Annotated in this window: 24 protein-coding genes; 9 read left to right on the plus strand and 15 right to left on the minus strand. The window is 74.4% G+C overall.

The window, feature by feature from the left end; all coding sequences use genetic code 11:
* Nucleotides 1–55 precede the first annotated feature (55 nt).
* Nucleotides 56–3,304 (minus strand): TM0106 family RecB-like putative nuclease, encoded by a 3,249-nt coding sequence (locus ACWIX3_RS21605; protein WP_448609403.1) that lies wholly within the window; start codon nucleotides 3,302–3,304, stop codon nucleotides 56–58.
* Between the two features lie 294 nt (nucleotides 3,305–3,598).
* On the opposite strand from ACWIX3_RS21605, the gene ACWIX3_RS21610 reads away from it, so the two are divergent.
* The 3 genes from ACWIX3_RS21610 (at nucleotide 3,599) to ACWIX3_RS21620 (ending at nucleotide 7,578) form a co-directional block, all read left to right on the plus strand.
* A complete protein-coding gene (locus tag ACWIX3_RS21610; protein WP_448609404.1) occupies nucleotides 3,599–3,835 on the plus strand; it encodes a ribbon-helix-helix domain-containing protein in 237 nt (78 codons plus the stop codon).
* Nucleotides 3,835–4,152 carry a type II toxin-antitoxin system PemK/MazF family toxin gene (locus ACWIX3_RS21615; protein ID WP_448609405.1) on the plus strand — a complete coding sequence of 106 codons (318 nt, stop codon included), beginning with the start codon at nucleotides 3,835–3,837 and terminating at the stop codon, nucleotides 4,150–4,152. The genes ACWIX3_RS21610 and ACWIX3_RS21615 overlap by 1 nt, the downstream gene beginning before the upstream one ends.
* A 183-nt stretch (nucleotides 4,153–4,335) precedes the next feature.
* Complete coding sequence (locus ACWIX3_RS21620; protein WP_448609406.1) at nucleotides 4,336–7,578, plus strand: BTAD domain-containing putative transcriptional regulator; 3,243 nt, start codon at nucleotides 4,336–4,338, stop codon at nucleotides 7,576–7,578.
* Nucleotides 7,579–7,604: 26 nt separating this feature from the next.
* On the opposite strand, the gene ACWIX3_RS21625 is transcribed toward ACWIX3_RS21620, so the two are convergent.
* The 3 genes from ACWIX3_RS21625 to ACWIX3_RS21635 form a co-directional block, all read right to left on the minus strand.
* Nucleotides 7,605–8,255 (minus strand): TetR/AcrR family transcriptional regulator, encoded by a 651-nt coding sequence (locus tag ACWIX3_RS21625; protein WP_448609407.1) that lies wholly within the window; start codon nucleotides 8,253–8,255, stop codon nucleotides 7,605–7,607.
* A gap of 26 nt (nucleotides 8,256–8,281) precedes the next feature.
* A complete protein-coding gene (locus tag ACWIX3_RS21630; RefSeq protein ID WP_448609408.1) occupies nucleotides 8,282–9,172 on the minus strand; it encodes an NmrA family NAD(P)-binding protein in 891 nt (296 codons plus the stop codon).
* Nucleotides 9,173–9,348: 176 nt separating this feature from the next.
* Entirely contained in the window at nucleotides 9,349–10,032 is a 684-nt protein-coding gene (locus ACWIX3_RS21635) for a hemerythrin domain-containing protein (RefSeq protein WP_448609409.1), read from the minus strand.
* Nucleotides 10,033–10,187: 155 nt separating this feature from the next.
* On the opposite strand from ACWIX3_RS21635, the gene ACWIX3_RS21640 reads away from it, so the two are divergent.
* The gene (locus ACWIX3_RS21640; RefSeq protein ID WP_448609410.1) at nucleotides 10,188–10,808 is read left to right on the plus strand and encodes a hypothetical protein; all 621 of its coding nucleotides are present in this window, start codon (nucleotides 10,188–10,190) and stop codon (nucleotides 10,806–10,808) included.
* A 72-nt stretch (nucleotides 10,809–10,880) separates the two neighbouring features.
* On the opposite strand, the gene ACWIX3_RS21645 is transcribed toward ACWIX3_RS21640, so the two are convergent.
* Nucleotides 10,881–11,513 (minus strand): hypothetical protein, encoded by a 633-nt coding sequence (locus tag ACWIX3_RS21645; RefSeq protein WP_448609411.1) that lies wholly within the window; start codon nucleotides 11,511–11,513, stop codon nucleotides 10,881–10,883.
* Nucleotides 11,514–11,791: 278 nt separating this feature from the next.
* On the opposite strand from ACWIX3_RS21645, the gene ACWIX3_RS21650 reads away from it, so the two are divergent.
* A complete protein-coding gene (locus ACWIX3_RS21650) occupies nucleotides 11,792–12,832 on the plus strand; it encodes an NAD(P)-dependent alcohol dehydrogenase (protein ID WP_448609412.1) in 1,041 nt (346 codons plus the stop codon).
* A 302-nt stretch (nucleotides 12,833–13,134) separates the two neighbouring features.
* Nucleotides 13,135–13,644: a hypothetical protein gene (locus tag ACWIX3_RS21655; protein WP_448609413.1), complete on the plus strand. Its 510-nt coding sequence runs from the start codon at nucleotides 13,135–13,137 to the stop codon at nucleotides 13,642–13,644.
* A 610-nt stretch (nucleotides 13,645–14,254) separates the two neighbouring features.
* Here ACWIX3_RS21655 and ACWIX3_RS21660 read toward each other — a convergent pair.
* The 8 genes from ACWIX3_RS21660 to ACWIX3_RS21695 all read right to left on the minus strand — a co-directional run bounded on the left by ACWIX3_RS21660 (nucleotide 14,255) and on the right by ACWIX3_RS21695 (nucleotide 21,647).
* Nucleotides 14,255–17,467 (minus strand): carboxyl transferase domain-containing protein, encoded by a 3,213-nt coding sequence (locus ACWIX3_RS21660; protein WP_448609414.1) that lies wholly within the window; start codon nucleotides 17,465–17,467, stop codon nucleotides 14,255–14,257.
* A gap of 43 nt (nucleotides 17,468–17,510) precedes the next feature.
* Nucleotides 17,511–17,636 carry a hypothetical protein gene (locus ACWIX3_RS21665; RefSeq protein WP_448609415.1) on the minus strand — a complete coding sequence of 42 codons (126 nt, stop codon included), beginning with the start codon at nucleotides 17,634–17,636 and terminating at the stop codon, nucleotides 17,511–17,513.
* The gene (locus tag ACWIX3_RS21670; protein WP_448609416.1) at nucleotides 17,633–18,046 is read right to left on the minus strand and encodes a nitrile hydratase accessory protein; all 414 of its coding nucleotides are present in this window, start codon (nucleotides 18,044–18,046) and stop codon (nucleotides 17,633–17,635) included. Before ACWIX3_RS21670 ends, ACWIX3_RS21665 begins: the two co-directional genes overlap by 4 nt.
* Nucleotides 18,043–18,693, minus strand: coding sequence for a nitrile hydratase subunit alpha (nthA, locus tag ACWIX3_RS21675; RefSeq protein WP_448609417.1), 651 nt, complete (start codon nucleotides 18,691–18,693; stop codon nucleotides 18,043–18,045). Before nthA ends, ACWIX3_RS21670 begins: the two co-directional genes overlap by 4 nt.
* Before the next feature lie 42 nt (nucleotides 18,694–18,735).
* Nucleotides 18,736–19,416 carry a nitrile hydratase subunit beta gene (gene nthB, locus ACWIX3_RS21680; protein WP_448609418.1) on the minus strand — a complete coding sequence of 227 codons (681 nt, stop codon included), beginning with the start codon at nucleotides 19,414–19,416 and terminating at the stop codon, nucleotides 18,736–18,738.
* Nucleotides 19,417–19,746: 330 nt separating this feature from the next.
* On the minus strand, nucleotides 19,747–20,118 hold the full coding sequence (locus ACWIX3_RS21685) for a DUF5615 family PIN-like protein (RefSeq protein ID WP_448609419.1): 372 nt from the start codon (nucleotides 20,116–20,118) through the stop codon (nucleotides 19,747–19,749).
* Nucleotides 20,115–20,549 (minus strand): ribbon-helix-helix protein, CopG family, encoded by a 435-nt coding sequence (locus ACWIX3_RS21690; RefSeq protein WP_448609420.1) that lies wholly within the window; start codon nucleotides 20,547–20,549, stop codon nucleotides 20,115–20,117. Before ACWIX3_RS21690 ends, ACWIX3_RS21685 begins: the two co-directional genes overlap by 4 nt.
* An 84-nt stretch (nucleotides 20,550–20,633) precedes the next feature.
* Nucleotides 20,634–21,647, minus strand: coding sequence for a DUF3048 domain-containing protein (locus tag ACWIX3_RS21695; RefSeq protein ID WP_448612495.1), 1,014 nt, complete (start codon nucleotides 21,645–21,647; stop codon nucleotides 20,634–20,636).
* A 600-nt stretch (nucleotides 21,648–22,247) separates the two neighbouring features.
* Here ACWIX3_RS21695 and ACWIX3_RS21700 point away from each other — a divergent pair.
* On the plus strand, nucleotides 22,248–22,712 hold the full coding sequence (locus ACWIX3_RS21700) for a hypothetical protein (protein ID WP_448609421.1): 465 nt from the start codon (nucleotides 22,248–22,250) through the stop codon (nucleotides 22,710–22,712).
* A 101-nt stretch (nucleotides 22,713–22,813) separates the two neighbouring features.
* A complete protein-coding gene (locus tag ACWIX3_RS21705; protein WP_448609422.1) occupies nucleotides 22,814–23,266 on the plus strand; it encodes a hypothetical protein in 453 nt (150 codons plus the stop codon).
* Here ACWIX3_RS21705 and ACWIX3_RS21710 read toward each other — a convergent pair.
* Nucleotides 23,244–23,963 (minus strand): DUF6884 domain-containing protein, encoded by a 720-nt coding sequence (locus tag ACWIX3_RS21710; protein WP_448609423.1) that lies wholly within the window; start codon nucleotides 23,961–23,963, stop codon nucleotides 23,244–23,246. The two genes, ACWIX3_RS21705 and ACWIX3_RS21710, sit on opposite strands and share 23 nt — an antisense overlap.
* A 99-nt stretch (nucleotides 23,964–24,062) precedes the next feature.
* On the minus strand, nucleotides 24,063–24,824 hold the full coding sequence (locus ACWIX3_RS21715; RefSeq protein ID WP_448609424.1) for an endonuclease/exonuclease/phosphatase family protein: 762 nt from the start codon (nucleotides 24,822–24,824) through the stop codon (nucleotides 24,063–24,065).
* 174 nt (nucleotides 24,825–24,998) lie between these two features.
* Between ACWIX3_RS21715 and ACWIX3_RS21720 the strand changes: the two genes are divergently transcribed.
* On the plus strand, nucleotides 24,999–25,586 hold the full coding sequence (locus ACWIX3_RS21720; protein ID WP_448609425.1) for a DUF6642 family protein: 588 nt from the start codon (nucleotides 24,999–25,001) through the stop codon (nucleotides 25,584–25,586).
* The last annotated feature ends 54 nt before the right edge of the window (nucleotides 25,587–25,640 follow it).

Raw genomic sequence — 25,640 nt, forward strand, 5'->3', positions numbered from 1 at the left:
GATGCCGGTCCGCGACTGACACCGGCGCCCGTGGGTCCACGTCCGCGGGAGGCCGTCAGCGCACGACGGTCGCCATCTCGACGAGCCGGCACAGCGCGTTGACCTGGCGCAGCTGCTCCGGCGTCCGGACGGCGGCGTCCAGCAGCTCCTCGCTCATCACCACGACAGCCAGCGCCTTGGCCCGGGAGACCGCCACGTTGAGCCGGTGCAGGTCGTAGAGGAACGAGACGCCGCGCGGGGCGTCGTCGGCCGAGGTCGACGTCATCGAGTAGACGACGACCGGCGCCTCCTGCCCCTGGAACTTGTCCACGGTGCCGACCCGCGCGCCGTCCGGCAGCGCCCGCCGGATCAGCGCGACCTGGTTGTTGTACGGCGCGACCACCAGCACGTCGTCCGGCCCGATCGTGGACCGCTCCCCCGCGGCGTCGACCCAGCCGATGCCCTGCAGCGAGCGCCACAGCTCGGCGACGGCGGTGGCCTCGTCCGGGGACGCGGCCATCGACGGCTGCCCGTGCTCCACGAACCGGACGGCGAGCCCGCTGGACCGGCCGTCCACGGCGATCCGCTCGCGGCCGGCCGCCGACTCCAGCCGCCCCTCGTACGCCAGGTCCGACACGAAGGCGGTCAGCGCCGGGTGCATCCGGTAGGTGCGGTCGAGGAAGACGCCGCGGCCCTCGGGCACCGTCGGGTGCCCGTCGAGCAGGTGCTCGAGCGCCGAGAGCCCCGACTCCCCCGGGTGCACGGCCTGCGTCGGCTGCGCGAGCTGCTGCGGGTCGCCCAGCAGCACCAACGACGTGGCCGACCGTGCCACCGCCACCGCGTTGGCCAGCGAGAACTGCCCCGCCTCGTCGATGACCAGCACGTCGACCGCCTCGGCCAGGTCCCCCCGGCACCAGAACCACGACGTCCCGCCGACCAGTGATGCGGAACCGTCCAGCAGTCGCGAGGCCACGTCGCCGGCATCGCGGGACCACTCCACGCCGGGTGCCCCGCACGCCTGGGACTCCTCGCACTTCTGCAGCGCCGGCCGGTCGACGGCGCTCAGCACGTTGCCGATGACCGCGTGGGACTGCGCCGTGACCCCGACCTTCTTGCCGGCGTCGAGCAGCGCGCGGATCAGCCGGGACGCCGACCGCGTCTTGCCGCTGCCGGGCGGCCCCTGCACGGCGAGCACCTCGCCGTCGAGCGCCAGGCCGAGCCGGACGACGGCGTCGCCGGCCTCCTCCCCCGGGAGGCGGCGGGTGTCCGCGGGGACGACGCGGTCGAGGAGCCGCTGCCCGAGACAGGACCCCCCGGCCAGGACGGCGTCCGCGGTGGCCTTGATCGCCGCGCGCAGCTGCTCGTCGTTCAAGGGCCCCTCCGGACCCAGCCCACGCGGACCCGCCGGCGCCCTGGTGCTCTTCACGACCACCCGCCCGGCGACCGCGTCGAGCGCGCGCACCTCGCCGATCCGCGCACGGGTGTCGACGTCGAAGGCGGGCTTGCCGACGGAGAGCTTGGCGTCCTGCGGCGGAAAGGTGAACTCGTAGAGCTTGCTGCGCTTCTCGGTGCCGATCTCGACCGCGGCGGACAGCCCGCCGAGCGCCGTCCGGTCCTCGACGAGCTGGTCGTCGTCCAGCTCGCCGCGGCTGAAGAACTCCCACCAGCCGGGCCGGGCCTCGCGGCGGTGCCACTGCACCAGGTCGCCGAGCAGGTCGTGCCCGCGGTCCTGCAGCTGCTCGACCAGCACCAGCTCCGCGACCTCGGCGTCCGACCGGGGTGCGGGGACGGCGATCTCGGCCACCGTCGGGCGCGGCTGCGGACCGTGCAGCGCCTCCAGCTCGGCCCGCTCGGTCTCCAGCCAGTCGTGCAGCTCGCGGGTGGAGTCGACGTCGTCCTTGTTGTAGTCCTCGATCGACTGCAGGCGGGCCGGGTCGCGGTCGATGAGCCACTTCTCGTACTCGACGACGCTGCTCATCGCGTCGGCGACGTCGCCGGTGTGCGCGCGCCCGTAGAAGGCCTCGACCTTCTTGATCGAGTAGGACTCCCCGCTGATCCGCATCGACTGGCGGACGACGGGATAGAGGTCGACGAACCGCTCGGCGCGCAGCAGCTGGTCGAGCTCGGCCTCGCGGACGCCGTACCGGCCGGTCAGCCGCTTGAGCGCGCTGACCTCGTAGGCGGCGTAGTGGTAGACGTGCATGCCGGGGTCGGCGCGCCAGGCCTCGACGATGCGGTCGACCAGGTCCTCGACCATGCGCCGCTCCTCGGCGGCGTCGTGCGCCCAGAGCGCGGTGAAGGCGCCTCCCCGGTCGCCCAGGCCGGCGAGGTACTCCAGCCCCTGCCCGTCGCCGGCGAGCGGGTCACCCTCGAAGTCGAGGTACAGGTCGCCGGGGCTGGGCTCGGGCAGGCGGAGCAGTCCCTGCGCGGTCTGCGGGGGGAGCAGCGTGCGGGTGGGGGCGCCGGCCGCGCGGCCGCGGAGCTGCTCGCGGGCCTGCTCGCGCAACCGCTCGCGGGTGCCCCGGCCGATGCCGGTGGCCCTGAGGACGTCGTCGGGCGCGTCGGCGAGCTGCCCGAGCGTGGCGATGCCGGCGCCGTTGAGGGCGGCGCGGTGGTCGCGGCGCATGCCGGCGACGAGGCTGAGGTCGTCGTGGGTGCGCAGCTCGGTCTCGCACCTCGGCTTCCAGGTGCACTGGTCGCAGTGGGCGACGGGGACGGGCCCGGTGCTGATCGGGTTCTCGATGAAGGCCTGCAGCCGGGCGCGGGCGCGGCGGGCGTAGGCGGCGACGTCGACCAGCCGCCACGGGCGGGTCTCGCCGTCGCCGGTGACGACGCAGATGCGCTCGGGTGCCCGGCCCTGGAGGGTGGCCAGCCGGTCGGCGTAGGTGGCCATCTGCAGCAGCGCCGGCACCTTGATGCGGCGGGCGAGCTTGGCGTCGGCGACCTCGTAGGACCAGTTCCCGAGGTCGGACGGCTGGTCCGTGCGCAGCAGGAAGTCGGCCTGGCCGCCCCAGGTGCCGTCGAACAGGGTCGCCTGGTGGACGACGTCGACGCCGGCGCGCATCGCCTCTTCGGTTGCGCGTTCGTCCCGGGTGTCCGCGAGCCGCGCCACGGAGAGCCCCTGCTCCTCCAGCGACTCCAGGTAGCGGAGCTCGTGCGCGATGCCGAGGTCGGCGACGAGCACCGTCTGGTCGCTGACGCCCTCGGCCGGCGGGTCGAGCCGGCGCTCGGCCACCTGCAGGTTGAGCGCGGTGAGGTGGGAGCACTCCTGGTGCCGGGTCAGGTCGCTGGGGCTGAGGACCAGCCGCCCGTCGACGCGGTACACGGCGTCAGACCCCGGTCGGGTGGACGGCGGGCAGAGAGAGGTGGAGCAACGTTCCCCCGTGGTGCAGCGTGCAGAGCCACGAGGAGGCTGTCACGGACGGCGCCGTTCCGGGACCTCCCGCGCCGACAGGTCATCGCACCGGTCGCCCGGTCCAGCCCGGTGCGCGAGCACGCCTCGACGACCCACACGCGTCTATGGGTTGCACCGGCTCGGGCCCGGCCAGGTCGACAGCTCCGGCAGCGATGTGCCACCAGCGTGGTAGCACTGTGCATCCCACAGCGGTACCATTGCTGGATGAGCACGCAGATCGCCGTCCGGCTCCCCGAGGAGCTGGTGGAGTTCATCGACCGACTGGTCTCCGACGGCCGCGCTCCGTCGCGCGCTGCGGTCGTCAGTCAGGCACTCCAGCGCGAGCGGCGTCGTGAGCTCGCGGCTCGCGACGCCGCCATACTGGCCGCTGCCGCCGAGGACGACGACCTCGACGGACTCGCCGAGCACGCCGCCCGGACACCGCTCGACGACCTCGACTGATGCGTCCGATCCATCTCGCTCACCTGGACAAGACCCGCCCCGTTCTGGTGCTGACCCGCGAACTGGTGCGCCCGTATCTTTCGCGGGTCACCGTCGCGCCCATCACCAGCACCATCCGCGGCCTCTCGACAGAGGTGCCCGTCGGCCCGGGCAACGGCCTCGACCATCCGAGCGTCGTCAGCTGCGACAACGTCGTCACCGTGCCCAAGTCGGCGCTCGGTCGGCAGATCGGCAGACTGCACCCGGAGCAGGAGGTGGCCCTCACCGCGGCTCTGCATGCCGCCTTCGATCTCGAGGACCTCCCCACTCCTCGCTGACCCGCTGCTCGTCGACTCGGCACGCACCTCCGCCGGCACGTCGAGCCCGTACGCCTCGCGGACCGGCCAGGTCAGCCTGTACATCAGGAGCGGGCCCTACGGTCACGGCTGACCACGAGGCGATCCCCCGACACGTCGAGATCCACCCCCGCCGTCAACTTGCCCGGTTACCTTCTCCGCGCCATGGCTGAGCGCGTTCCCGACCTCCCTTCCCCGCAGGTCCCGTCCGTCGAGGTGTCCGTCCTCGGACCCGTGCAGGCCACGGTCGCCGGGCAGCCGGCGGCGCTGGGCGGTCCGCGGCAGCGGTCGGTGCTCGCCCGCCTGGTGCTCGCCGGCGGGCACGTCGTCCCGACCGACCGGCTGGTCGAGGACCTGTGGGACGGCGAGCCCCCGCCCAAGGCCCTGGCGGCCCTGCAGGTGCACGTCTCCCGCCTGCGCCGGGCTCTGGAGCCGGCCGGTGGACGACGGTCGGGGGCGACCGTGGTCGTCAGCGCGGCGCCGGGCTACCGACTGCACTTACCTCGCGAGGCCGTCGACGCCTGGCGGTTCGAGGATCTCGTCGCCCGAGCGCACGCCACCGACGACGTCGCCGACCGCCGCCGGCTGCTGGAGCAGGCGCTCGCCTGCTGGTCGGGTCCGGCCTGCGCCGGGTCGGCCGACGCCTCCTGGGCCGCGCCCGAGGTCGCGCGGCTGGAGGAGCTGCGGCTGGTCGCGGTGGAGCTGCGCGCCGACGCCGACCTGGCGCTCGGGCGGGCGGCGGCCGTCGTCCCCGAGCTGGAGCGCCACCTGCACGAGCACCCCGAGCGCGAGGAGGCCGTGCGCCTGCTCGCCCTGGCGCTCTACCGCAGCGGCCGGCAGGGCGACGCGCTGTCCGTGCTGCGCCGGGCCCGGGAGCACCTGGCCGAGGAGCTCGGCATCGACCCGGGCTCCGGCCTCCGCGACCTGGAGACGGCGATCCTCGGGCAGGTGCCGGCGCTGGACCTGCCCGGGCCGCGCAGTGCGCCGCTGCCGGCGGTCCCGGCGCCGCCTCCCCCGCCGTCGCTCGGGCGCACCGCCGAGCTGCGCCGGCTGGTCGACCTGGCCGCCGAGGGTGCCCGCGTCGTGTGGATCGCCGGCGAGGCCGGCGCGGGCAAGACCACGCTGGTCGAGGCCGCCGCGGCACGGCTGCTCGAGGACGGCTGGCGGGGAGTCGAGGGTCGCTGCCCCGAGGTGGACGGCGCTCCCCCGGCCTGGCCGTGGACCGAGATCACCCGCGCCCTGGGTGCCGCTCCCCTCGAGGAGGGCACCGCCTTCTGGCTGGCGCGGGCGGTCGCCGACCGGCTCCGCGACGCTGCTCGGGAGCAGCCGCTGCTCGTCGTGCTCGACGACGTCCACCGCGCCGACGAGCTGACCCTGCAACTGCTGCGCCAGGTCGTGGACTCCCTGGCCGACTGCCGGCTGCTGGTGCTGGCGACCTACCGGGACGCCGAGGCCGGCGAGGCGCTGGCCGCCACCCGCGCGGCGCTGGCCTCGACCGCGGCACGGCACCTGGAGCTGCGGGGGCTGGACGACGACGGCATCGCCGTCCTGGCCCGGCAGTCCGGGCTGGAGGACGCCGGGCCCGCGGAGCTCGCGTTGCTGCGCGAGCGCACCGACGGCAACCCGCTGTTCGTCCGCGAGCTCACCCGCCTGCTGGTGGCCGAGGGGCGGGGAGCGGCGCGCACCGCTGTGCCGGCCGGGTTGCGCGACGTGCTGCGCCGCCGCGTCGAGCGGCTGCCCGGGACGGCGGTGACGGCGCTGCGCCAGGCCGCGGTGCTGGGCCGGGAGGCCGACGTCGACGTGCTCGCGGCCGTGGCCGGGCGGGACGCCGACGAGCTGCTGGACGCCCTGGAGACCGCGGTGCTGGCCGGCCTGCTCGACGAGCCGGCTCCCGGGCGGGTCCGCTTCACCCACGCCCTGGTGCGCGACGTGCTCTACGAGGACACCCCGCTGCTGCGCCGCGCCCGGGTGCACGCCACCGCGCTGGCGGTGCTGGGCGAGCAGGGCGGGGTGGACGCCGCGACGCTGGCCCACCACGCCGTGGCCGCCGCAGGCCCGCGCACCGCCCTCGACGCCGTCCCCTACGTCGTCGCCGCGGCGCGGGAGGCCGCCCGGCTGGGTGCGGCGGCGGAGGAGGCCCGGCAGTGGGCGTCGGCGCTGCGGATGCTGGAGCTGGCCGGTCGGCGCGGCGGCGGGGAGGAGCTGGCGGTGCTGCTGCCGTCGATCTCCGCGCACGCCCGCGCCGGGGACGCGGTCGCCGCCCGCGACCAGCAGCGGGACGCCGTCCGCACCGCGCGGCGGCTGGACCGGCACGACCTGCTCGCCGACGCCCTGGCCGCCTGGGATGCGCCGCTGGTGTGGACGGTGCGCGAAGGCGGCGCGCAGGACCCCGTGCTGCTCGACCCGCTGCTGGAGCTGCTGGAGACCCCGGCCGGGGACGGTCTGCCCGACGACGTGCGCTGCCGGCTGCTGGTCGCGCTGTTCCGCGAGGTGGAGGGCGTCGACGACGCGCGGGCCGATGCCGCGAGCGCGCGGGCGCTGGAGCTGGCCCGGGCCGCCACCGGTCCGGACGCGGCCCGGCTGCTCTGCGCGGCGCTCAACGTGCGGGCGTTCGCCGCGCTCGGCCCGGACCTGGTCGCGCAGCGGGAGCCGCTGGCCGAGGAGCTGCGGACGCGCGCGGCCGCGGCCGGGTACACCGACCACCGGGCGGTGGCGCACTGGTTGCTGTTCCTCTCCGCCGCGGGGCGCACCGATCTCGTCGCGGCCCGCCGGCACGTCGACACGGCGGTCACGCTGGCCGACGGCGGTCAGCTCGGCCACGTGCTCGGCACGTTGCAGGTCTTCGACGGCGCGCTGCTGGTGCTCGCGGGCCGGCACGACGAGGGGCAGGCCCGCTACGAGCAGGTCGCGGCCCACCTGGCCGAGACCGGGGCGACCAACGGGGCGCTGATGGCGCTGATCGGCCGGTTCGTGGCCGGGTTCGCCCGCGGGGACCTCGCTCCGGTCGCCGGTGAGCTCGCCTGGCTGCACTCGGTGATGCCGGGCGCGCTCACCGACGCCGTCGTCCTCGGGTTGCTGGACGCCGGGCGGGACGACGAGGCGCGCGCGGCGTGGCAGCTGCGCCGTCCGGTCAGCCGGGACTTCTACTGGCTGGCCACCACGACGCTGCGGGCGCACGCCGCGACGCGGCTGGGTGACCTGGCGACGGCGCGGCAGGCGCGCGAGGAGCTGCTGCCGTGGGCCGGGCGGATCGGCGGGCTGGACTCCGGCACGCTGGTGGTCGGCCCGGTCGACGACGCGCTGGCCGCGGTCGCCGAGGCCCTCGGGGAGACCGACGCCGCGGCCGCCGCCCGGCGCTGCGCCGACTCGGTGCGACGGGAGCTGGCCGCGCAGCTGGCCGCTCTCTGAGCTGAGGTCCCCTCCGCGCCCCCGGATCAGCGGCGGACGTTGCTCATCACGCGCTCGAACTGCTCCGGCCGCAGCGGCCGGCCCGGGAGCGGCTCCTCGGCCGGCCGGAGACCGTCCAAGGCCAGCCGGAGCACCCGTCGCCACACCCCGGGGGCGATCCCGCGCGCCCGCTCCACGACCCCGGCGACCATGACCGGGACGAGCGCGACGTCGAGGACGGTGACGTCAGCGCGCACCTGACCGCGCTCCTGCGCCCGGGACAGCAGCTCGGCGACCACCGGGGCAATGCGCTCGGTGGCCGCGCCCGCCCTCGACCGGCCCGACGGTCCGAGCATGTACTCCTGCAACCCTCGGTCGGCCGCCTGGAGCTCGACCACCCGCTCCAGGAGGCCGCGCAGCGCTGCCGCCGGGTCGGGTTCGGCCAGGGCGGCCTCGGCCAGCCCGACGACCTCGCCCACCTGGTCCTCGAACAGCGCCTGGAGCAGGTCCTCCCGACGGGGGAACCGGCGGTACACCGTGCCGACGCCGACGTCGGCTGCGTGCGCGACCTCGTTGTGGGTGACCGGCCGGCCGGTCTCCGCGAACAGCCGGCGGGCGGCGGCCAGGATGCGCGCCCGGTTGCGCGCGGCGTCCTGCCGCAGCGGCCCGCCGGCCCCGGTCGGTCCCGCTGCGTCCACGGCCGCAGGGTACGGGCGGCGAGCGGTCACCGACCGGCGAGCACCTCGCAGACCGACGTCCACCCGCGCGGGCCGTACCGGTCGTTGTCGAGCTCCGGCCCGAGCGTGGCCACGCCGCTGAACATGCTGTGCAGGTACTGGACGCCCTGCCAGGCGGGGAAGGGCTCCCCGGTGTCGCGGGACAGCGCCCGGCCGGCCCGTGCAGCCGCGCTGAGCAGTCCCGTCCCGCCGGCCCAGGTCGGCCGGAACCGGCGGCCGGTGAGCCCGGTCATGACGCCGGCCAGGTCGCGGGCGGACACCGAGTCACCGGCGACCTCCAGGTAGCGCGGGGTGTCCGGGTCGAGAGCGGCGTCGGCGGTGAAGGCGGCGGTGTCGTCCTTCGTGGTGAAGTCCAGCCGCTGGTCGGCGTCGCGCCAGTAGAGCACCCGGCCCCTGTCGAACAGCACCAGCGGCGCCTGGCCGGTGAGCATGTCGGCGAAGGCGCCGATGAGCACCGAGGTGGCCCGGATGGGAGCGCGGTCGAGCACGCGGGCGAAGTCCCGGCGGAGCTCGAAGTTGCGGTTGGAGCCGGGGGCCACGCGGCGGTAGTCGGCGGAGAAGTCCGACGGGATGAACCGCGGGACCCCGGCCGCGACCGCGGCCTCCAGCAACCGGGTCTGGGCGCCGACCATCACGTCGCGTACCCCGTTCACCGTCGAGACGACGACGTCGGCACCGTCGGCCGCGCGGCACAGGGCCACGGGGTCGTCGTAGTCGGCCTCGACGACGCTGGCGCCGAGCTCCTCCAGCCGGACGGTCCTCCCGGGGTCGGCGCCGGGCCGGGTCAGGGCGCGGACGGCGGCACCCCGCCCGACGAGGGCGCGCGTGGTGCGGGCGCCGAGGTCGCCACTGGCGCCGGCGAGCAGGACGGTGGTCATGGGAGCTCCCCACGGTGTGCCGGAATCGGATAGGTCTATCCGGTTCGGCTCCGACGGTAGACCGATCGGGGGACGCCCTCAACCCGGGACCGGACGTCGACGTCCTCGCCGGCTTCCTGCTGGACGCCAGCGGCACGGCCCGCCGACGGGTCCGCGGAGCCGACCGCCCGCTCCTCCTACCCGCCGAAGACCGCCTTCTCCCGGCGCCGGAACGGCGGGATCAGGACGGCGAGCAGCAGCCGCAGCAGCAGGCCGCCCTCGCGCTCGATCGTCGCGCGCTCCTCCTCCGTCGCGACGGCCAGCACCCGCGGCGCCTCGAAGGACAGCCGCGCCCGCGTGCGGATGCGGGCCTCCACCGCGGCCCAGTCGGCGACGGAGACGTGGCGCTCGATCACCGGGAGGACCGAGGCCTCCTCGTCGCCGATGTGCTCGGTGAGGGTGTCGCGCAGCTCGGCCAGCTCGACGGCGAGGGTGGTAGCGGTGTCCTCACCGGGCCGGGCGCGGAAGGCGTCGGCGGCGGCGCGCAGGCGGTCCAGCGCCGGGTCGAGGGCGGCGTGGTCGTCGGACAGCTCGGTGAGGTCGACGTGCGGCCCGGCGGAGGCGGCGAGCACCGGCCACAGGACGTCGTCCTCGGCGCTGTGGTGGTGGTGCACCGAGTCGGCCCAGTCGCGGACGTACCCCACGACGGCGTCGACGTGCTTGCTCCCGGTCGCCGGCGCGGCGGCGAGCCGCTCGGCGAGGCCGGTGAGCCGGAGGGCGTCGCGCAGCGTCGCGCGGTGCGCGAGGCGCATGCCCAGGACGTCGGGCACGGGGTCGCCGTCGGCGCGGGGGTGGACGCGGATGCGGTCGGTGCTGGTCATCGGGTTCCTCCGGGCGGTGGGGCGGTCGCCGCGGACGCTCGCGCAGGGCACTTACCGGCCGCTTGCAGAGCCGTTGCAAGCGAGCGGGAAGCGCGACCGGCCACGGTTCTCGCCGACCGGGTTCCCCGGACCACGACTCACCACGAGGACACGCCTTGACCGCCACCGCCGTCCCCACCTCCACCACCCCGGCTGCCACCGTCCCCGACCACCGGCCGTCCCTGTCCCTGCGGGGGTTGGCCGTCACCGCCGGGGGTGTGCTGTTCGCCGCCGGCAACGCCCTGCACCCGCTGGAGCACAACGAGGAGGCCCACCAGGCGGCGACCTGGGTGGCCGCGCACGTGACCTTCGGCGCCGGTGCGGTGCTCATCGCCGCCGGGGCGGGCGCGCTGGCCGCACGCCTCGCCCGCTCGCGGGTCGCCACGGTCGGCCTGGCGGTGCTCTGGGTCGGGCTGGTGCTCATCCCGGTCGGCGGCTACACGGAGGCCTACGTCGCGCCGGCCATGCACCACGGCTTCGTCACGGTCGAGCAGGCGACCCTGTGGTTCTCCGCGCTCGCCGGCACCGCCACGCTCCTCGGTCCGCTGCTCATCGCGCTCGGGGCGCTGCGCTCCCGGCTGCTGCCCGCGCCGGTGGCGGTGTCCCTGCTCGCGCTGCCGGTCGGCGGGGTGCTGGGCGGGGCGATGCCCGTCGAGGGCTGGGGGATCATCCCCGGCACCGTGATCTTCGGCCTGGGCATCGCCGCTGCCGGCTGGTTGAGCCGGACGCCCGCCTGACCTGCCGCGACCCGAGCGCCCCGCGCCCCCGTGACCCCGGGGCGCGGGGCGCTCGCCGTCCGGGGGGTGGGGTCACCGGCCCGGGCACGGGCGGAGGTCGAGGGTCGCCTGCCCCGCCACCACGGGGGTGATCAGCTCCCGCAGGCGCGCGGTCTCGTCGGCCGGGAAGCCGTCGGCCTGCCAGGCGGGGAGCTGGTCGACGATCTGACGCGCGTATCCCTGCACCACCGGGGGTGGCGTCCCGGGACGGGTCTCGAGGCACGACGGGGGTCCGTCCGGCGGAGCGGGCGCCGGGGCCTGGCCGGTCATCGTGCGGAACAGGGCCAGCCGGCTGGCGGTGGCGTACCGGGGGTCGAGCGCCTCACCGCTGATCACGACCGACAGCACCTGCAGGGCCGACAGCTGGCGCACGCCCTCGTCCCCGGACGCGAGACCCTGCAGCCCGTCCCGCAGCAGCGGGCCGGCCGGTCCGGCAGCCTCGGGTCGCGCGGTCAGGTCCGCGATGAGGCCGTCGACCGTCTGCGGCGGGGCCGGCACCGACTCCTCGGCGGGGGACGGCACCGACGGCGACGCCGGCATCGGGGCCGCACTGCTGGTCGTCGCCGCAGCGGCCGGGGCAGCGCTCGTCGGGCGCTCGCCGTCCGCCGTCGCCAGGGCCACCAGGCTGCTCGCGCCCAGGGCCGCGGCGGCGGTTGCTATGGCCACCTCCCACCGGCGTCGGCGCCGTGGGGCAGGAACCGCGCGATGGGGTCGCACCCACGCGAGGGTAGGGGCAGGGCCGGTGCGTCCGGGGGTCCTCAGCAGCGGTCCGGTTCCGAACCCTTCCCCCGGCTGTTCCCGCATCCTGCACCGTCACCGGTCATGCGGACGGCCGGATGCAGCGTGCGCAGATGCGCCGGGACGGCATGACGTCCGAGGTGCACGCCTGAGCGGCTACCGGTGTAGTGGGGACGTCGACCTGCCTACCGGCGAGAGGACACCCCGTGCGCGCAGTGCAGTACCGGACCATCGGTGGCGGACCCGAGGTGGTGGAGGTCCCCACCCCGGAACCGGGACCCGGGCAGATCCGGCTGCGGGTGACCGCCGCCGGGCTGTGCCACTCCGACTGGTTCGTCATGGACCTGCCCGCCGAGCACTACGCCTACGGGCTGCCGTTGACGCTCGGGCACGAGGGCGCCGGGGTCGTCGACGCGCTCGGCGATGGCGTCACCGGCGTCGCGGTGGGCGACGCGGTCGCCGTCTACGGCCCCTGGGGGTGCGGGCTGTGCCACGCGTGCGCGCAGGGTGCGGAGAACTACTGCCCGCGGGCGGCGTCGCTGGGCATCCAGCCACCGGGGCTGGGCTCCCCGGGCGCGCTGGCCGAGTACATGATCGTGGACGACGTCCGGCACCTGGTCCCGCTCGGCGACCTCGACCCGGTGGAGTGCGTCTCGCTCACCGACGCCGGGCTGACGCCGTACCACGCGATCGTCTCCAGCCTCGACGCGCTGCCCGCGGGGAGCACCGCCGTGGTGATCGGCTCCGGCGGGCTGGGGCACGTGGGCATCCAGGTGCTGCGCGCGGTCACCGGCGCCACCGTGGTGGCGCTGGACATCAGCGAGGACAAGCTGGCGCTGGCCTCGGAGGTGGGAGCGCACTCCGTGCTGCGGTCGGACCCGTCGGCGATCGAGGCGATCCGGTCGCTGACCGGCGGGGTGGGCGCGCAGGCGGTGTTCGACTTCGTCGGTGCCGCGCCGACCGTGGAGATCGCGCGGAAGTCGGTGGCCCTGGACGGCGTGATCCAGATCGTCGGGATCGGCGGCGGGCTGCTGCCGACCGGCTTCTTCTCCACCCCGATGGGGGCGTCGGTGCGCGCGCCGTACTGGGGCACCCGGACGGAGCTCATGGAGGTGCTCGACCTCGCGCGGGCCGGCGCGGTGCACGTCGAGGTCGAGAAGTACTCGTTGGACGAGGCGCCCGAGGCCTACCGCCGGCTGCACGAGGGGGCGGTCCGCGGCCGCGCCGTCGTCGTCCCCGGGGATTGATGAGCCGGACGGCCACGGCCGCGAGCTGAACCTCCCTCCTGGGCCCGAAAGCACCGGGGGATGACACCGTTCCCCCCAGGAGTGACCCTCCGTCGACGACGCATGGCCGTGGATCACGGCGCAATCGACGCCTGATGGGTCGGTCAGCAGTGAGATTGACGCGGCGAGTCAGCCGCGAGGACCCTGCCGCTCGCCGCGTCCGCGGACGCGGTGCACGGCACGACGAGGTCATCGAGCGCCCACGCACCCCGGGGATGGACGTCGTGCCGCTGCCTCACTCGTGTGCCCGTTCGGAGGCAGTGATGTCGTCAGCAACAACCCGCCGTGGTCCGGCTCTGGCCCGGGTCGCCCTCGTGCTGTGCGGCGTCGTCGCGACGACGCTCGCCGCACCGTCCGCTCTCGCCGCATCCCCCGCCGGCGCCCAGGTCCAGCCCCTCGCGGTGACGCTCGACTCAGCAGAGATCGGCAGCGCACCCGGGACCGTGGTGCTCAGCGGCACGGTGACCTGCGACACCCCGGTCGAGGCGGGGGTCTTCGGCAGCGTCGCACAGATTCAGGGCATGGACATCGCGCGCGACTTCTTCTCCGTCGACGCAGCCGTGCAGTGCTCCAGCATCCCCTCCGCCTGGACCGCGACCTCCGTCGGGGCGTTACGGGTGTTCCTGCCCCTGCCGGCGACCATCGACGTCTACGCCCAGTACTGCGTCGGGGAGGTCTGCCCGACTGTCTCGATCAGCGAGACGGTCACTCTGGTTGCGGCAGGACCAGCGGCCGCCCCTGAGCCCGTCGTCGACGTGGCGATTTCTCCATGACGGCCGTGATGACCCGGACGAGGAGATCGGCGCGGCCGCACCCGACAGTGAGCGATCCCGCGGAGGCGTCAGCCACTGCCTGACGCGGGGCCGACCGACAGCGCTTGCGTCGGTCGGCGGGGTCGGGGTGACCGCGTTGTGCGAGTCGGCCGGCGGCATCCGATCGGAGCCTTGCTCGCCCGGCGCCAGCTCTGGCCCACCGATGCGGACTGCGTCCCGAGGCACGGCTGTCGAGCACCCTCCGTGGAAGCTCCACCCCTGCTTCCACCTGTGAGCAGGGGTGGAGCTTCCACGGAGGTACTGCACCCCGCGGCCTCGTCGGCGGTCCTGCCGTGCTCGACCGGGGAGAGGGGTGAGCGGCGTGGGCCGGCCGTCCGGCGGCGTCGCCTCCGCACGGCGCGTTCCCGGGTACGCCCACACCCCGGGCACCACCCGACTCCACGACCCACCCGAGAACCGCTGTGAGGCGTGGACGACCCACAGGCCGGCTCCGGGGAGCTACATCAACCGCTGATGACTGTCGCCAGGCGCCGGCGCTACGACGTCCTGGGATCCGACCCATCGTGGACGACCTGACGCCCGGTCCGCAGTCGGGAAGCCGACGTCGTGGTCACCAGGTGTCGACGTTCGGTCGTATCCGCCCGGGAGGGCGCGGCATGTCCGCGACCTCGCGGGTGAGCGTGGCGATCCAGCGGCGGGTGTCGGCCGGGTCGATGACGTCGTCGATCTCCCAGTGCGCGGCGACGTTGAGCCCGCGGCCCTTCTCGTAGGAGGCGGCGACGGCGGCCTCGTAGGCGGCCCGCCGCTCGGCGGCGTCCTCGATCGCGGCGAGCTCGCGGCGCATGCCCAGCCGGACGGCGCCCTCCAGGCCCATCGGCCCGAACTCGCTGGTCGGCCAGCCGACGGCAAAACGCGGCACCTTCATGCTGCCGCCGGCCATCGCCTGCGCGCCCAGCCCGTAGGCCTTGCGGACGACGACCGTGCCGATCGGCACCGACAGGTTCGCGCCGATGACGAACAGCCGGGAGAAGTGCCGCACCGTCGCGGTCTTCTCCGACTCGGGGCCGACCATGAAGCCGGGGGTGTCGCAGAGCGAGACGACGGGCAGCCGGTGCGCGTCGCACAGCTGCAGGAAGCGGGCGGCCTTGTCGGCGGCGTCGGCGTCGATGGCCCCGCCGAGGTGGGCCGGCACGTTGGCGAGGACGCCGATCGGAGCGCCCTCGACCCGCGTCAGGGCGGTGATCATCCCAGCGCCCCATCCGTCGCGGAGCTCGAGCACCGACCCCTCGTCGCACAGGGCGCGCACCACGGCGCGCATGTCGTAGGCCCGCTTGCGGTTCTCGGGGACCAGGTGGCGGGCCGGCCGCGGGTCGGGTGCGGTCCAGTCCTCGGCCGGGCCCTGAAAGTAGGAGAGGTACTGCTTCGCCGCGGCGACGGCCGCGGCGTCGTCGGCGACGCGGATGTCGACGACGCCGTTGGCGTGCTGGACGTCGACCGGGCCGATCTCCTCCGGCGCCACGACGCCGAGCCCGCCGCCCTCGATCATCGCCGGGCCACCCATGCCGATGTTCGCGTCGTCGGTGGCGATGACGACGTCGCAGGTGCCCAGCAGCGCGGCGTTGCCGGCGAAGCAGCGGCCGGACGCGATGCCGACCGTCGGCACCAGACCCGACAGCCGGCCGAACAGGGTGAACGCCGCGGTGTCGAGCGCGGAGACGATCGGCAGGTCGACGTCCCCGGGGCGGCCGCCGCCGCCCTCGGCGAAGAGCACGACCGGCAGCCGGCGGGCCTCGGCGAGCTCGAAGAGGCGGTCCTTCTTGAGGTGGCCGCGCATGCCCTGGGTGCCGGCCAGGACGGTGTAGTCGTAGGAGACGACGACGGCCGGGGCGCCGCCGATGTCGGCGAGGCCGCCGATGACGCCGTCGGCCGGGGTGGTCCGCTCGAGCTCCTCCCGGCTGCGGCGGCGCTCCTGCGCGGCGATGACCAGTGGGCCGTACTCGAGGAAGCTGCCCGGGTCGACGAGGTCGGCGAGGTTCTCCCGCGCGGTGCGCCGTCCCTGGGCGTGCCTGCGCTGAACCGCCTCGGGACGGTGCTCGTCGAGGCCCTGCGCGTGCCGTCTCCGCACCTCCGCGAGGTCGGCCCGCTCGGCGTCCAGGTCCCGTGCCTCGGCGACTGCGTCCTCCGCACCGTCGGCGTGCTCGACGGTGGCCAGCAGCTGACCCTGGCGGACGGTGTCGCCGACCCGCACGGTGACGTCCCTGACGACGCCGCCGGCCGGCAGGGCGACGACGTGCTCCATCTTCATCGCCTCGAGGACGACGACCACGCCGCGAGGCTCGACCGCCGTCCCGGCCGCCGCCTCGATCGCGACGACCGTGCCGGGGACCGGCGCGCGCAGCGCGTCCTCGTCGGGGTCGAGCGGCTCCTCAGGTGCCGGCGCGGAGCCCTGCTGCCCCGCGGCGGCGACCAGCTCGGCGGTGCGCTCGTCGACGAACGCGGTGGTGGCGCGCTCGACCTCCGGGTGGGCGAGCAGCGCGCGGAGGAAGGTGGTGTTGGTGGCGACGCCGCGGACGTCGAGCTCGGCCAGTGCGCGGCCGGCCTTCCGCAGGGCGCCGGCGAGGTCGCGCTCGGAGACGACGACCTTCGCCAGCAGCGGGTCGTAGCGCGCGCTCTGCTCGGCACCCTGCCGGGCCGCGGTGTCGACGCGGACACCCGGGCCGCCGGGGAGGGTGAGCGCGGTGATCGTGCCGGCGGACGGGACGACGGCGCCGTCGGGCGTCATGGTCTCGGCGTTGACGCGGGCCTGGACCGCCCACCCGACGGTTCGCGGCGGGCCGTCGGCGAGGCCGAGGTCGGCCAGGGTGCCGCCGGTGGCGACGCGCAGCTGGAGACGGACGAGGTCGAGGCCGAGCGTCTCCTCGGTGACGGTGTGCTCGACCTGCAGCCGCGGGTTGCACTCGAGGAACACGAAGTGTTCGGGGTCGTCGGCGGCGACGAGGAACTCGACCGTGGCCAGCCCGTGCACGCCGCCCTCGCGGGCGAGGACGGCGGCGGCCTCGTGCAGCCGCCGGCGGGTGTGCTCGGGCAGGCCGGGGGCGGGCGCGATCTCGACGATCTTCTGGCGGTGCCGCTGCAGGGAGCAGTCGCGGTCGCCGAGGACGACCGTGTTCCCGTCGGCATCGCCGAGGACCTGCACCTCGACGTGCCGGGCGCGGTCGAGGTAGGCCTCGGCGAAGACGGCGCCGTCGCCGAAGGCCGTCTCTGCCTCGGCGGAGGTCCGCGCGAGGGCGGCTGCCACGTCGTCGCCCCGCCGGAGGAGGCGGGTGCCTCGGCCTCCGCCGCCGGCGCGGGCCTTGAGCAGGACGGCACCGGTGTCGTCGAGCAGTGCCGCGATCTCGTCGGGGCCGGCGCCCGCTCCGGTGCCGCGGAGGACGGGGATGCCGGCGGCCTCGGCGAGCGCGCGGGAGCGGACCTTGTCGCCGAACAGGTCGAGGGTGCCCGGCGGCGGGCCGACGAAGGTGACCCCGGCGTCGGCGCACGCGCGGGCGAGGGCCGGGTTCTCGGAGAGGAAGCCGTAACCGGGGTGCAGCAGGCCGCAGCCCGTCGTCCTCGCGGCGTCGACCACTGCGTCGACGTCCAGGTGCGCGGCGGGGCCGGTGCCGGGCAGCTCGATGCGCTCGTCGGCAGCGGCGAGGTGCGGCGCGCCGGGCTCGTCGGTGGCCGCGACCGCGACCGACGTCATCCCCTCGGCCGCGGCGGCCCGCGCGATGCGGACGGCGATCTCCCCGCGGTTGGCGATCAGCAGGCGGTGCGCGGCGGCCACTCCCGGATGCTCGCACGGCGTCCGACCGGCGCTGTGTGGGCCGTCACCATCGCGAGGCGGCTCCGAGCTCTCCGGCGGCCCGGTCGTCGGCGGCGATCCGCTCGTCGGCGTCCGGTCCGTCGACCAGGACGGCGCGTCGGCCGCTCGGCCCGCCGTCCGAGGCGCTCATCGACGAGCGCTGTCGACGGCCACCGGCTCGCGCCGCGCCCGCTGGTGGTGGGCGTTGCGCGGCGTGGTCAGCACGGCGCGGGTCCGCTCGTCCAGCTCCGCCGGGTCGAGCACGCCGGTGTCGGCGAGCAGGGTCTCCAGCGCCTCCAGCCACCGGTCGTAGTAGCGCCACTCCTCACCGGTGCCGGCGTCCTCCCAGGAGCGGATCGCGGCGATGAGCGCCTGCTGGAACCGTGGCCAGTCGTACTGGCCGCTCTGGTGGGCGGCCAGCGCGAGCGCGAAGGCGCGGATCTCCCAGGCGGTCTCGAAGGCGACCTCGTCGTCCGGCCGGATCCGCTCCTGGTGCGGCAGCTCCAGGAGCAGGTGCTCGACCCGCCGCCGGGCGGCCTCGCGGTCGTCCGGAGCGGTCATCGGCGCGACGACCCCGGGTGCAGCGGCTGCCCCACGCCGATCATCGAGTCGCGGGTGACCAGCGCGGCGAGCTCCTCCTCGCCGAGGTCCTCGGTCCCCTCCGGCCGCTGGGGCAGCACGAAGTAGCGCAGCTCGGCACTGGAGTCCCACACCCGGATCTCGACCGACTCGGGGATGTCGAGGCCGAAGTCCTCCCGCAGGACCTGGCGCGGCGCGCGGACCATCCGGGCGCGGTAGGGCGGGGCCTTGTACCAGTTCGGCGGCAGCCCGAGCACCGGCCAGGGGTAGCAGGAGCAGAGCGTGCAGACGATGACGTGGTGCACGGTGTCGGTGTTCTCGACGGCGATCATGTCCTCGCCCTGCAGGCCGCCGATGCCCAGCTCGGCGCACGCGGCGCTGGCGTCGGCGAGGAGGCGCTCCTTGAAGGCCGGGTCGGTCCAGGCCCTGGCGACCACCTTCGCGCCGAGGTGCGGGCCCACCTCGTTCTCGTAGATCTCGGCGAGGCGGTCCACCGCGTCGGTCGTCATGACCCCCTTCTCGACGAGCAGGGACTCGAGCGCCTTCACGCGGGCGGCGATCTCCTCCTCGGAGCGCTGCGCGGGCTTGGGGACCGGGAGCGGGGTCTGCGGGCTCTCGGTGGTGGACATCCGGGTTCTCCTCAGCGGCTGGCGGGGTGGGTCGGGGGCCGGTCAGGCGGCCTCGAGGTAGGGCTCCCACACGTCGAAGGTCACGGTCGCGTTCGGGTCGGCCACCTCCTCGCCCCACAGATCGGCGGCGCGGAACAGGACGGTGTAGACGTGCTGCGGGTCGTCGCCTCGGCCGTTGCCGGCGCTGTCGGGGTAGATGAAGGGGCCGTGCGCCTTGGTGATGACGCCCGTCCTGCCCCGGGTGTAGCGCGCCCGGCGGGTGTGGCCGAACGGGCTGTCGTCGGCCACGCGGACCCGGTCGCCGACGGCGAACCGCGCGGGCCGGTCGGAGTCGCGGCGAGCGGGAGCGCCCTGGCGGACGAGCGTCTCCATCGCCGCGACGAGGTCGGGATCCGTGCGCTCGGGGACCTGCGCGTCGGGGTGCTCCAGGTAGTACTTCGTGCGCTTCTCGAGCTCCTCCGGATCGACGGCCCCGGCCTTGACCGCGTAGTGCTCGATGGTGTGCGCCCAGTGCTCGTAGTAGGGCGAGAGCAGGTACTCGGCGGCCGGCATCTGCTCGATGCCGTAGCGGAACTCGTCGACCCCGAAGTAGCCCTGCGCGGCGTTCGTCGGGAACATCGCGAAGACCGCCTTCTCCCAGTCGGCGTGCCAGACCGGCTCGTCCTGCTCCACCTGGACGGGGCCGAGGCCGTCGGTCCCCCCGAGATCGTGAACGCCGTTCATGCGCCTCTTCTCCTCTGTCGGGGTGGGAGCGCCGGGATCAGCGGGCTCGTTCGATCAGCGTCGCGGGAGGGGCCCCCGCCTGGCCCGGGGCGCACGTGGCCGGCCACGGGCTCGCGGAACTCGGTCGCGGCGCGGCCGGCAGGACCGTCGCGGTCGTGGGCCGGTCGATGCGGTCGAACGGGTACGGCATCCGGGCACACCGCCTTCGCGGAACGGTGCAATCACGGTGGCACAGCCGCGAGGAAGGTGTCCACACCCCCTGCCGGCCGAGCGACACGTGGCCTGGCACCGCGAGCAGGTCTTCCAGGGGACGGCGCTGGCCGGCTGACGTCATCTCCCATGAGGCTCCTGGAGCCACTGGACGAGGCCGGTGCCCCGCTCGCTGCTGTCGTCTCCACCGGCTCGCGCGTCGAGCCAGGAGCGGAGGGCTGTGAGCAACCGCGGCAGGCCGCTCGAGGTGCGCGGCCAGCGACGCGCGTTGACCAGCAGCAGGCCGGCGTGCTCGTCGACGTCCAGAGGCGCGTAGTCGACGACGTTCTCGGTGACGACGACGCGGCCGTGCTGGCGGGCCCAACGCACCACCTCGGCATCCTCCCGGCCGACGAGGTCGGGCAGTTCGACGACGGCGACGACGTCGTGCCCCTCCGCACGTAGCTGCTCCGCGAGTCGCCGCGGGTACATCTCGTCGAGCAGGAGCTTCACCGGTTCGGACCGGCCAGGACCTCCTGCTGACGGCGCCAGGCCGCCTCCAGTTCCTCGGCGGCCCGGTCGTTGGCGGCGATCCTCGCGTCGACCTCGTCCCGGTGGTCGGCGTAGTAGGCGACGGCCGCCCGCACCTGCGCCTCGGGCAGCGATGTCATCTCGGCGACCGCAGCGACGACGTCCTCGTGACGCTCCTCCTGGACCCCACGGAGGGTCCGGATCACCTCGTCGACGTCCGGACCACCTACCAGACCGGCCCGCCGGCCACTCGGGCCGTCGCGGAAGGTGATCGCCGGATGGGCCTCCCGGCGCAGCGCCTCGTCGAGCAGCCGCTCGATTGTCGACGAGACCGAGGCGCCGCGCCGTCCGGCGAGGTCCGCGAGTCGGCGGAGGACGTCATCCGACAGGCGTACAGAGCGGGGACTACCCATGACTACATCGTAGTCACGGTGACGCCGTCTGCTTCAGGGGACGACGCAGCCGGGTGCCCGTCCCACGTCGTCGTCCGTCCGTGGTCAACCGGTGGCGACTGCACCGCCGCTGTTGGGGACCAGCTTGATCCAGGTGGTCCCGGGCGTAAGCGTCACCGGGGCGCCGTCCGCTCCGGTCAGCCTCACCCGGTCGCCGGTCCCCGGCTTGGACCAGGTGGCCTCGACCGCGTGCCCGCCGGAGGCGACGAGGGCCCGGCCGGTGCCGGTCAGGATGGTCTCCGGGACGGGGTTGCCGGCCGGATCGCGGGCCTCGGTCGCGACGACGTCGACACGCAGGACGACGACGTTGGTGGCGCCGATCCGCCGGCCATCCGCCTCGACAAACGGGGTGCTCCCCTCGCTGCGCAACCAGCGGCCGTCCGCGGCGTTCCAACTCCACCGTGGGTGGCTGACCCCGGACAACGTCAACTCCAGGGTGGTCGTCGGTTGCCCCGCGGCGACGGCGGTGGGTTGCTCGCCGGCCGCGGGGTGGTCGAACTGGGCACCGGGTGGGGCTCGATGGTCGGCGTCGGCCTGGTCGACGAGGGTCTGCGGCACCGCGTAGACGTTGTGCGGCGCCGCGCGGGTCGTCGTCCGGTGAAAGCCGTCGGCCCCGGAGTCCTGGCTGAGCGCCTGCAGTCCCGCGTCCTGGGCGGCGGTGACGTAGGTCGGCACGCCACCGGAGAACGCGAGCAGCCCGCCCAGCGGCGCGGCGATCGCGGGGTCCATCGGCCGGATGGACCGCACCGGGCCGATCTCGGGCGGGAGGTCGGAGTGGTAGACGGCGACGAACCGGGTGATCCCGCCCTCGACGACCTGCTCCCACACCACGTCCGCGGCGCCCAGCCCGGTCTGCGGGCGGGCGTCGACGGAGTTCTCGATCTTCACCGCGAGCGCCGGGCGGTCGGCGACCGCATCGGCCGGGACCCCGGTCAGCGGCCAGGCAGGCGTGGACGGCCGCGTCACTGCGGCGATGATCGAGTCCAGGTACGGCACGGCGGACAGGTGCTTCTCAGCCGCCGGCCACGCGACCACCACGCCGGCGGTGACCAGCACCACGATGAGCAAGGCCGCTCGAAGACCACGCCCGGACCTCGACCGGCGGCGGCCCTTCGCCGTCCTTCCTCCGCTGGACCGGGAGCCCTTCGCGGTGCGGGCGCCCTTGCTCGGCCCGGAGCGGGACCGTGGCGCGGTGGACCTGGGCACGTCGGGGCTCCTGGCTCGGCGAGGCGTCGCCTCTCCTGTATCGGCACGGCCCGCCGGGCTCGGAACAACGACGCCGGCTAGCAGCCGGCGCCGACACGGACGACGCGGGCGCCGTCTTGGCGAGTCGACACAGCGCCGTGCCCGGAAGCCCACCACTCAGCCGTCCGAATTCGTGCCCCTACCGGGCGGACGACGTCCACTTCATTGACCCTGGAATGCGCGACCAGTGGGACGGGCGGTGAACGAGCCGTGTGTCAAGGCAGAGGCTCGGCGCGGTGCCCGACCGAGCGAGTCCTCATCGGCGAGTGTGTCCGGGTGAGCAGCACGACCTGGGGCAGTCCGCCGATGCCAATCCTTCTCACCGGGAGTGAGCCCATCGACGGGACCGGCGCAGCGCTGCGGGACCTCTGGGCGTGGTGCATGTCGGACCTGAGGGCGAACACTGTGCGATCCGTGCTCGCCGAGTTCCTCGTCGCCCGAGCCGTCGGTGCCGCCAGCAAGCCGCGCATCGAGTGGGACGCCTACGACGTCCTGACACCGGAGGGCATCCGGCTGGAGGTCAAGTCCGGTGCGTATCTGCAGGCGTGGGAGCAGTCGCGACTGTCGACGGTGGTGTTCGGCGGGCTCAGCGCGCGGACCTGGTCGCCGACCGACGGTTACAGCACCGCCAACTCGTACAACGCCGACGCGTACGTCTTCGCCGTCCTGACCGCTACCGAGCACGACGACTACGACGCACTCGACATCGCGCAGTGGTCGTTCTGGGTCCTGCCCGTTCACGTGGTCGCCGGCACTGGGCAGCGGAGCATGCGGCTGTCTCGAGTCGAGGCCCTCGCCGGTCCTGCCGTTCCCTATGCCGATCTCGCTCAGAGGATCCGGGACGTCGCCACAAGGCAGAAGGGGACGGCAGGACGATGAGCAAGGGTCCAGCGGTGACGCGACAGGTAGCCCGATGGGCGGAGGTCCCGCGGGTTCCCGCTCTCTACGCCATGTACGGAGGCGAGACGGAGCGCGCCTGGGTGGCCTACGTGGGCATCGCCGGGAATTTGAACAACCGTCTCGTCCAGCACTTCGTGCGACGAGACAGCAGCGTCGTCACCGGCACCTCGGCGGTTGGGATCAACGTCGAGCACGTCCGCTATGTGCAGTGGTGGGAGAGCGACCTCCTCGTCGATGACAACGCCAGACACGCTGCCGAGCTCATCGCTTTCGAGGTGCTCGACCCGGCTCTCCGCAGCCGCGGCGCCCCCAGGAGGGAGGCCCTGGAGTTGCGTGTGGATCCGACGTTCCGCCGGTCCGTCGAGCAGATGCTCGACGCCGCGCCAGCAGGTCGGTTGGTATTCCCCCGGTTGACCGACCTGGCCGACCGCATCACCGATCTCGAACTGCGACTCGCACGGGTGGAGGAACTGCTCAGAGGCACGTCCGGCACGACGCATGGGCCGGGCGTCAGCGGGAGTCGTCGGTCGTAGGCGGACGCGCGTACCAGGCCAGCCGCTGCCCGAGCCCGAGCCCGGCGAGCGGCTCGACGGGGGTGGCCCCGGCCGCGGCCAGCGGCGCCCGCAGCGGATCGCAGTACGCCCGGCCGGCATGCACCTCGACCGCCGCGCCAGGGAGGTCGTGCCGCGTACCGAGCTGGGCGACGACCCAGGCGCCCCACGCCGTCCGGTACGACGCCGGCTGATCCCGAAGATAGACGTCGTACGGCGCGACGACCTCCGCCGGTTCCAGCAGGCCGAACTTGGCGCTCAGCACGTACCAGGGAACTCCGGAGGAGCGCGCCAGGTCACGCGCCTTGGTGAACGCAGCACCGATGAAGAGGTCAGCCGCTGGCCGGGCCGTCGGCGCTTTACGGCTGGAGCAGCCGACCAGGACGACGTCAGCCGACGACTTCCGCGACAATTGAGCCGGACCAGTTGCTTCCCGACTGGAGGCACCCCAGTCGCTCGTCGGGAAGCCGAGACGTTGGAGCTGCCGCAGCGCGGTGTGCGAGGTGAACTCGCGGCGGTCGAGGCCGGTCGCCAGCGCCAATACCTCCTTCGGCGGCCAGCGGACGCCATCGACGTCCACCCAGTGCTCCCTCACCTCGTCCGGCGCGCGGCCGCGGACGGCGGTGCGGACGGTCTCGACGTCGAGTGTGTACCGGGTCCCGTTCAAGACGAACTCCACGTCGTCCCTCATCTCGTGGCAGCCGTCGCCAGGCGCTGGGCGACGCCCTTGGCACGGACGCTGCGGATCAGGTCCAGGTCGCCCCACACGACGGGCAGGTCACGGGCCCGTCGCGGGAGCCTGCGCTGAGCGTGTCGGCATCCGCAGTTCGGCGGTGTAGGCCGCGTGGTCGCTCAACTGTCGGCCATCCCAGCCGGGACGATGGACGTCGGCGACCGGCTGCACCACCAGTTCGGGGCTGACTGCCAGGTGGTCGATCGCGTAGGCCTCAGGGTTCAGGTGCTGGGCCCGTTCGGTCAGCGCCACGAGGTCGAGCCCTTCGATTGCGGAGCGGAGCGCCTTCGCGCCGCCGACGGTCGCGCCCCAGAAGGGAGCGCCCAACTGCTGGTTGAAGTCGCCGCCCCAGATGAGGGGCTCGCCTGGCAGCCGCCCGGCCTGGATCCGGGCGACGTGCTGGTCGAGGACATAACGGAACTGTGCGGCCTGACCGGAGGGGAGTCCCGGCCAGTAGTCGCCGGCGCCCCGCCATGGAAGCACGGAGCAGGCCACGAGGACGGACGACTCCCCCAGCTCCAGACGTGCCAGGACCAGCGCCTCGTCACCCGCGTGTTCCGCACCGCCGGCCGTGCGAAGTTCGCCTAGCGGGAGCGCGGTTTCGATCCCGGCCCACCGCTTCTCCTTCCTGTCGATCCCACGCGGCGGGGCGACGACGAGGCGCCCGCCTCGCGGGTCCCAGTCCCGGTGCACCTCCGTGAGCAACCAGACGTCGACGGCCTGCGCATCCATCCAAGTGGCGATGGCCTGTCCCCTCTCCGAGGTCGAGGTCGGGCAGAGCTTCAGGTTCCAGGTACCAATGCGCACGGTGCTCCTCGGTCGTTGGGGTTGCGGCCGAGACCCTCGCATCGGTCAGCGAGCTCGCCGGGAGGCGAGCTGGCGAGTCACCCTGCGGCACCTCGTCTCCCTCACGAGACCCACCTGTCTCACATCGGCCGCGCCTCGCTCAGGGGCCTACTGCCATTGCTCATCCTGGCGGGCATGCCGAACCAGGGGATCTTCTGTCTCGAGGGCGACTGGGGGGATTCCCTCGTCGAGCGCCTGTGCGTGCGGCCGGGGCTCGACATGCTCACGACGATGCGCGGCGACCGGCTCATCCACCGAAATGCGGCGACGGCAGACGAGTTCGAGTACTACCTGCGCAAGTGGGTCACACGGCGCTACGACGCCTTCCCGCTCGCCTACCTCTCGTATCACGGCGAACGCGGCAAGGTCCATCTCGGCCGCGACTCGCTGAGTCTCGCTGAGATCGCCGCGATGGTCCCCGGACGACTGGCCGACCGGGTCGTCTACTTCGGGTCCTGCGGCACCATGGCCGCTTCCGAGGAGGAGCTGCGCGACTTTGTGGAGACCACAGGGGCACATGCGATTGCGGGCTACACGAAGTCGGTGGATTGGGCGGAGTCGGCCGCGTTCGACTTCACGCTGTTGCCCGAACTGCTGGACAGCGTGGACATCCGGAAGTTGCACACACGCCTGTGCAAGCGCCACCCGTACTTCGCCGACGGGCTGGGTCTGCGTCTTGCGACGGCGACCTGGGTGTCACCAACGCGGCGCACGACGGAATAGCGCCCTGCTTCAACGGCGGACCGACCGTGCCGGCGGACGCCGCGGCGATCGTCA

The organism is Geodermatophilus sp. URMC 60, from assembly GCF_053502585.1.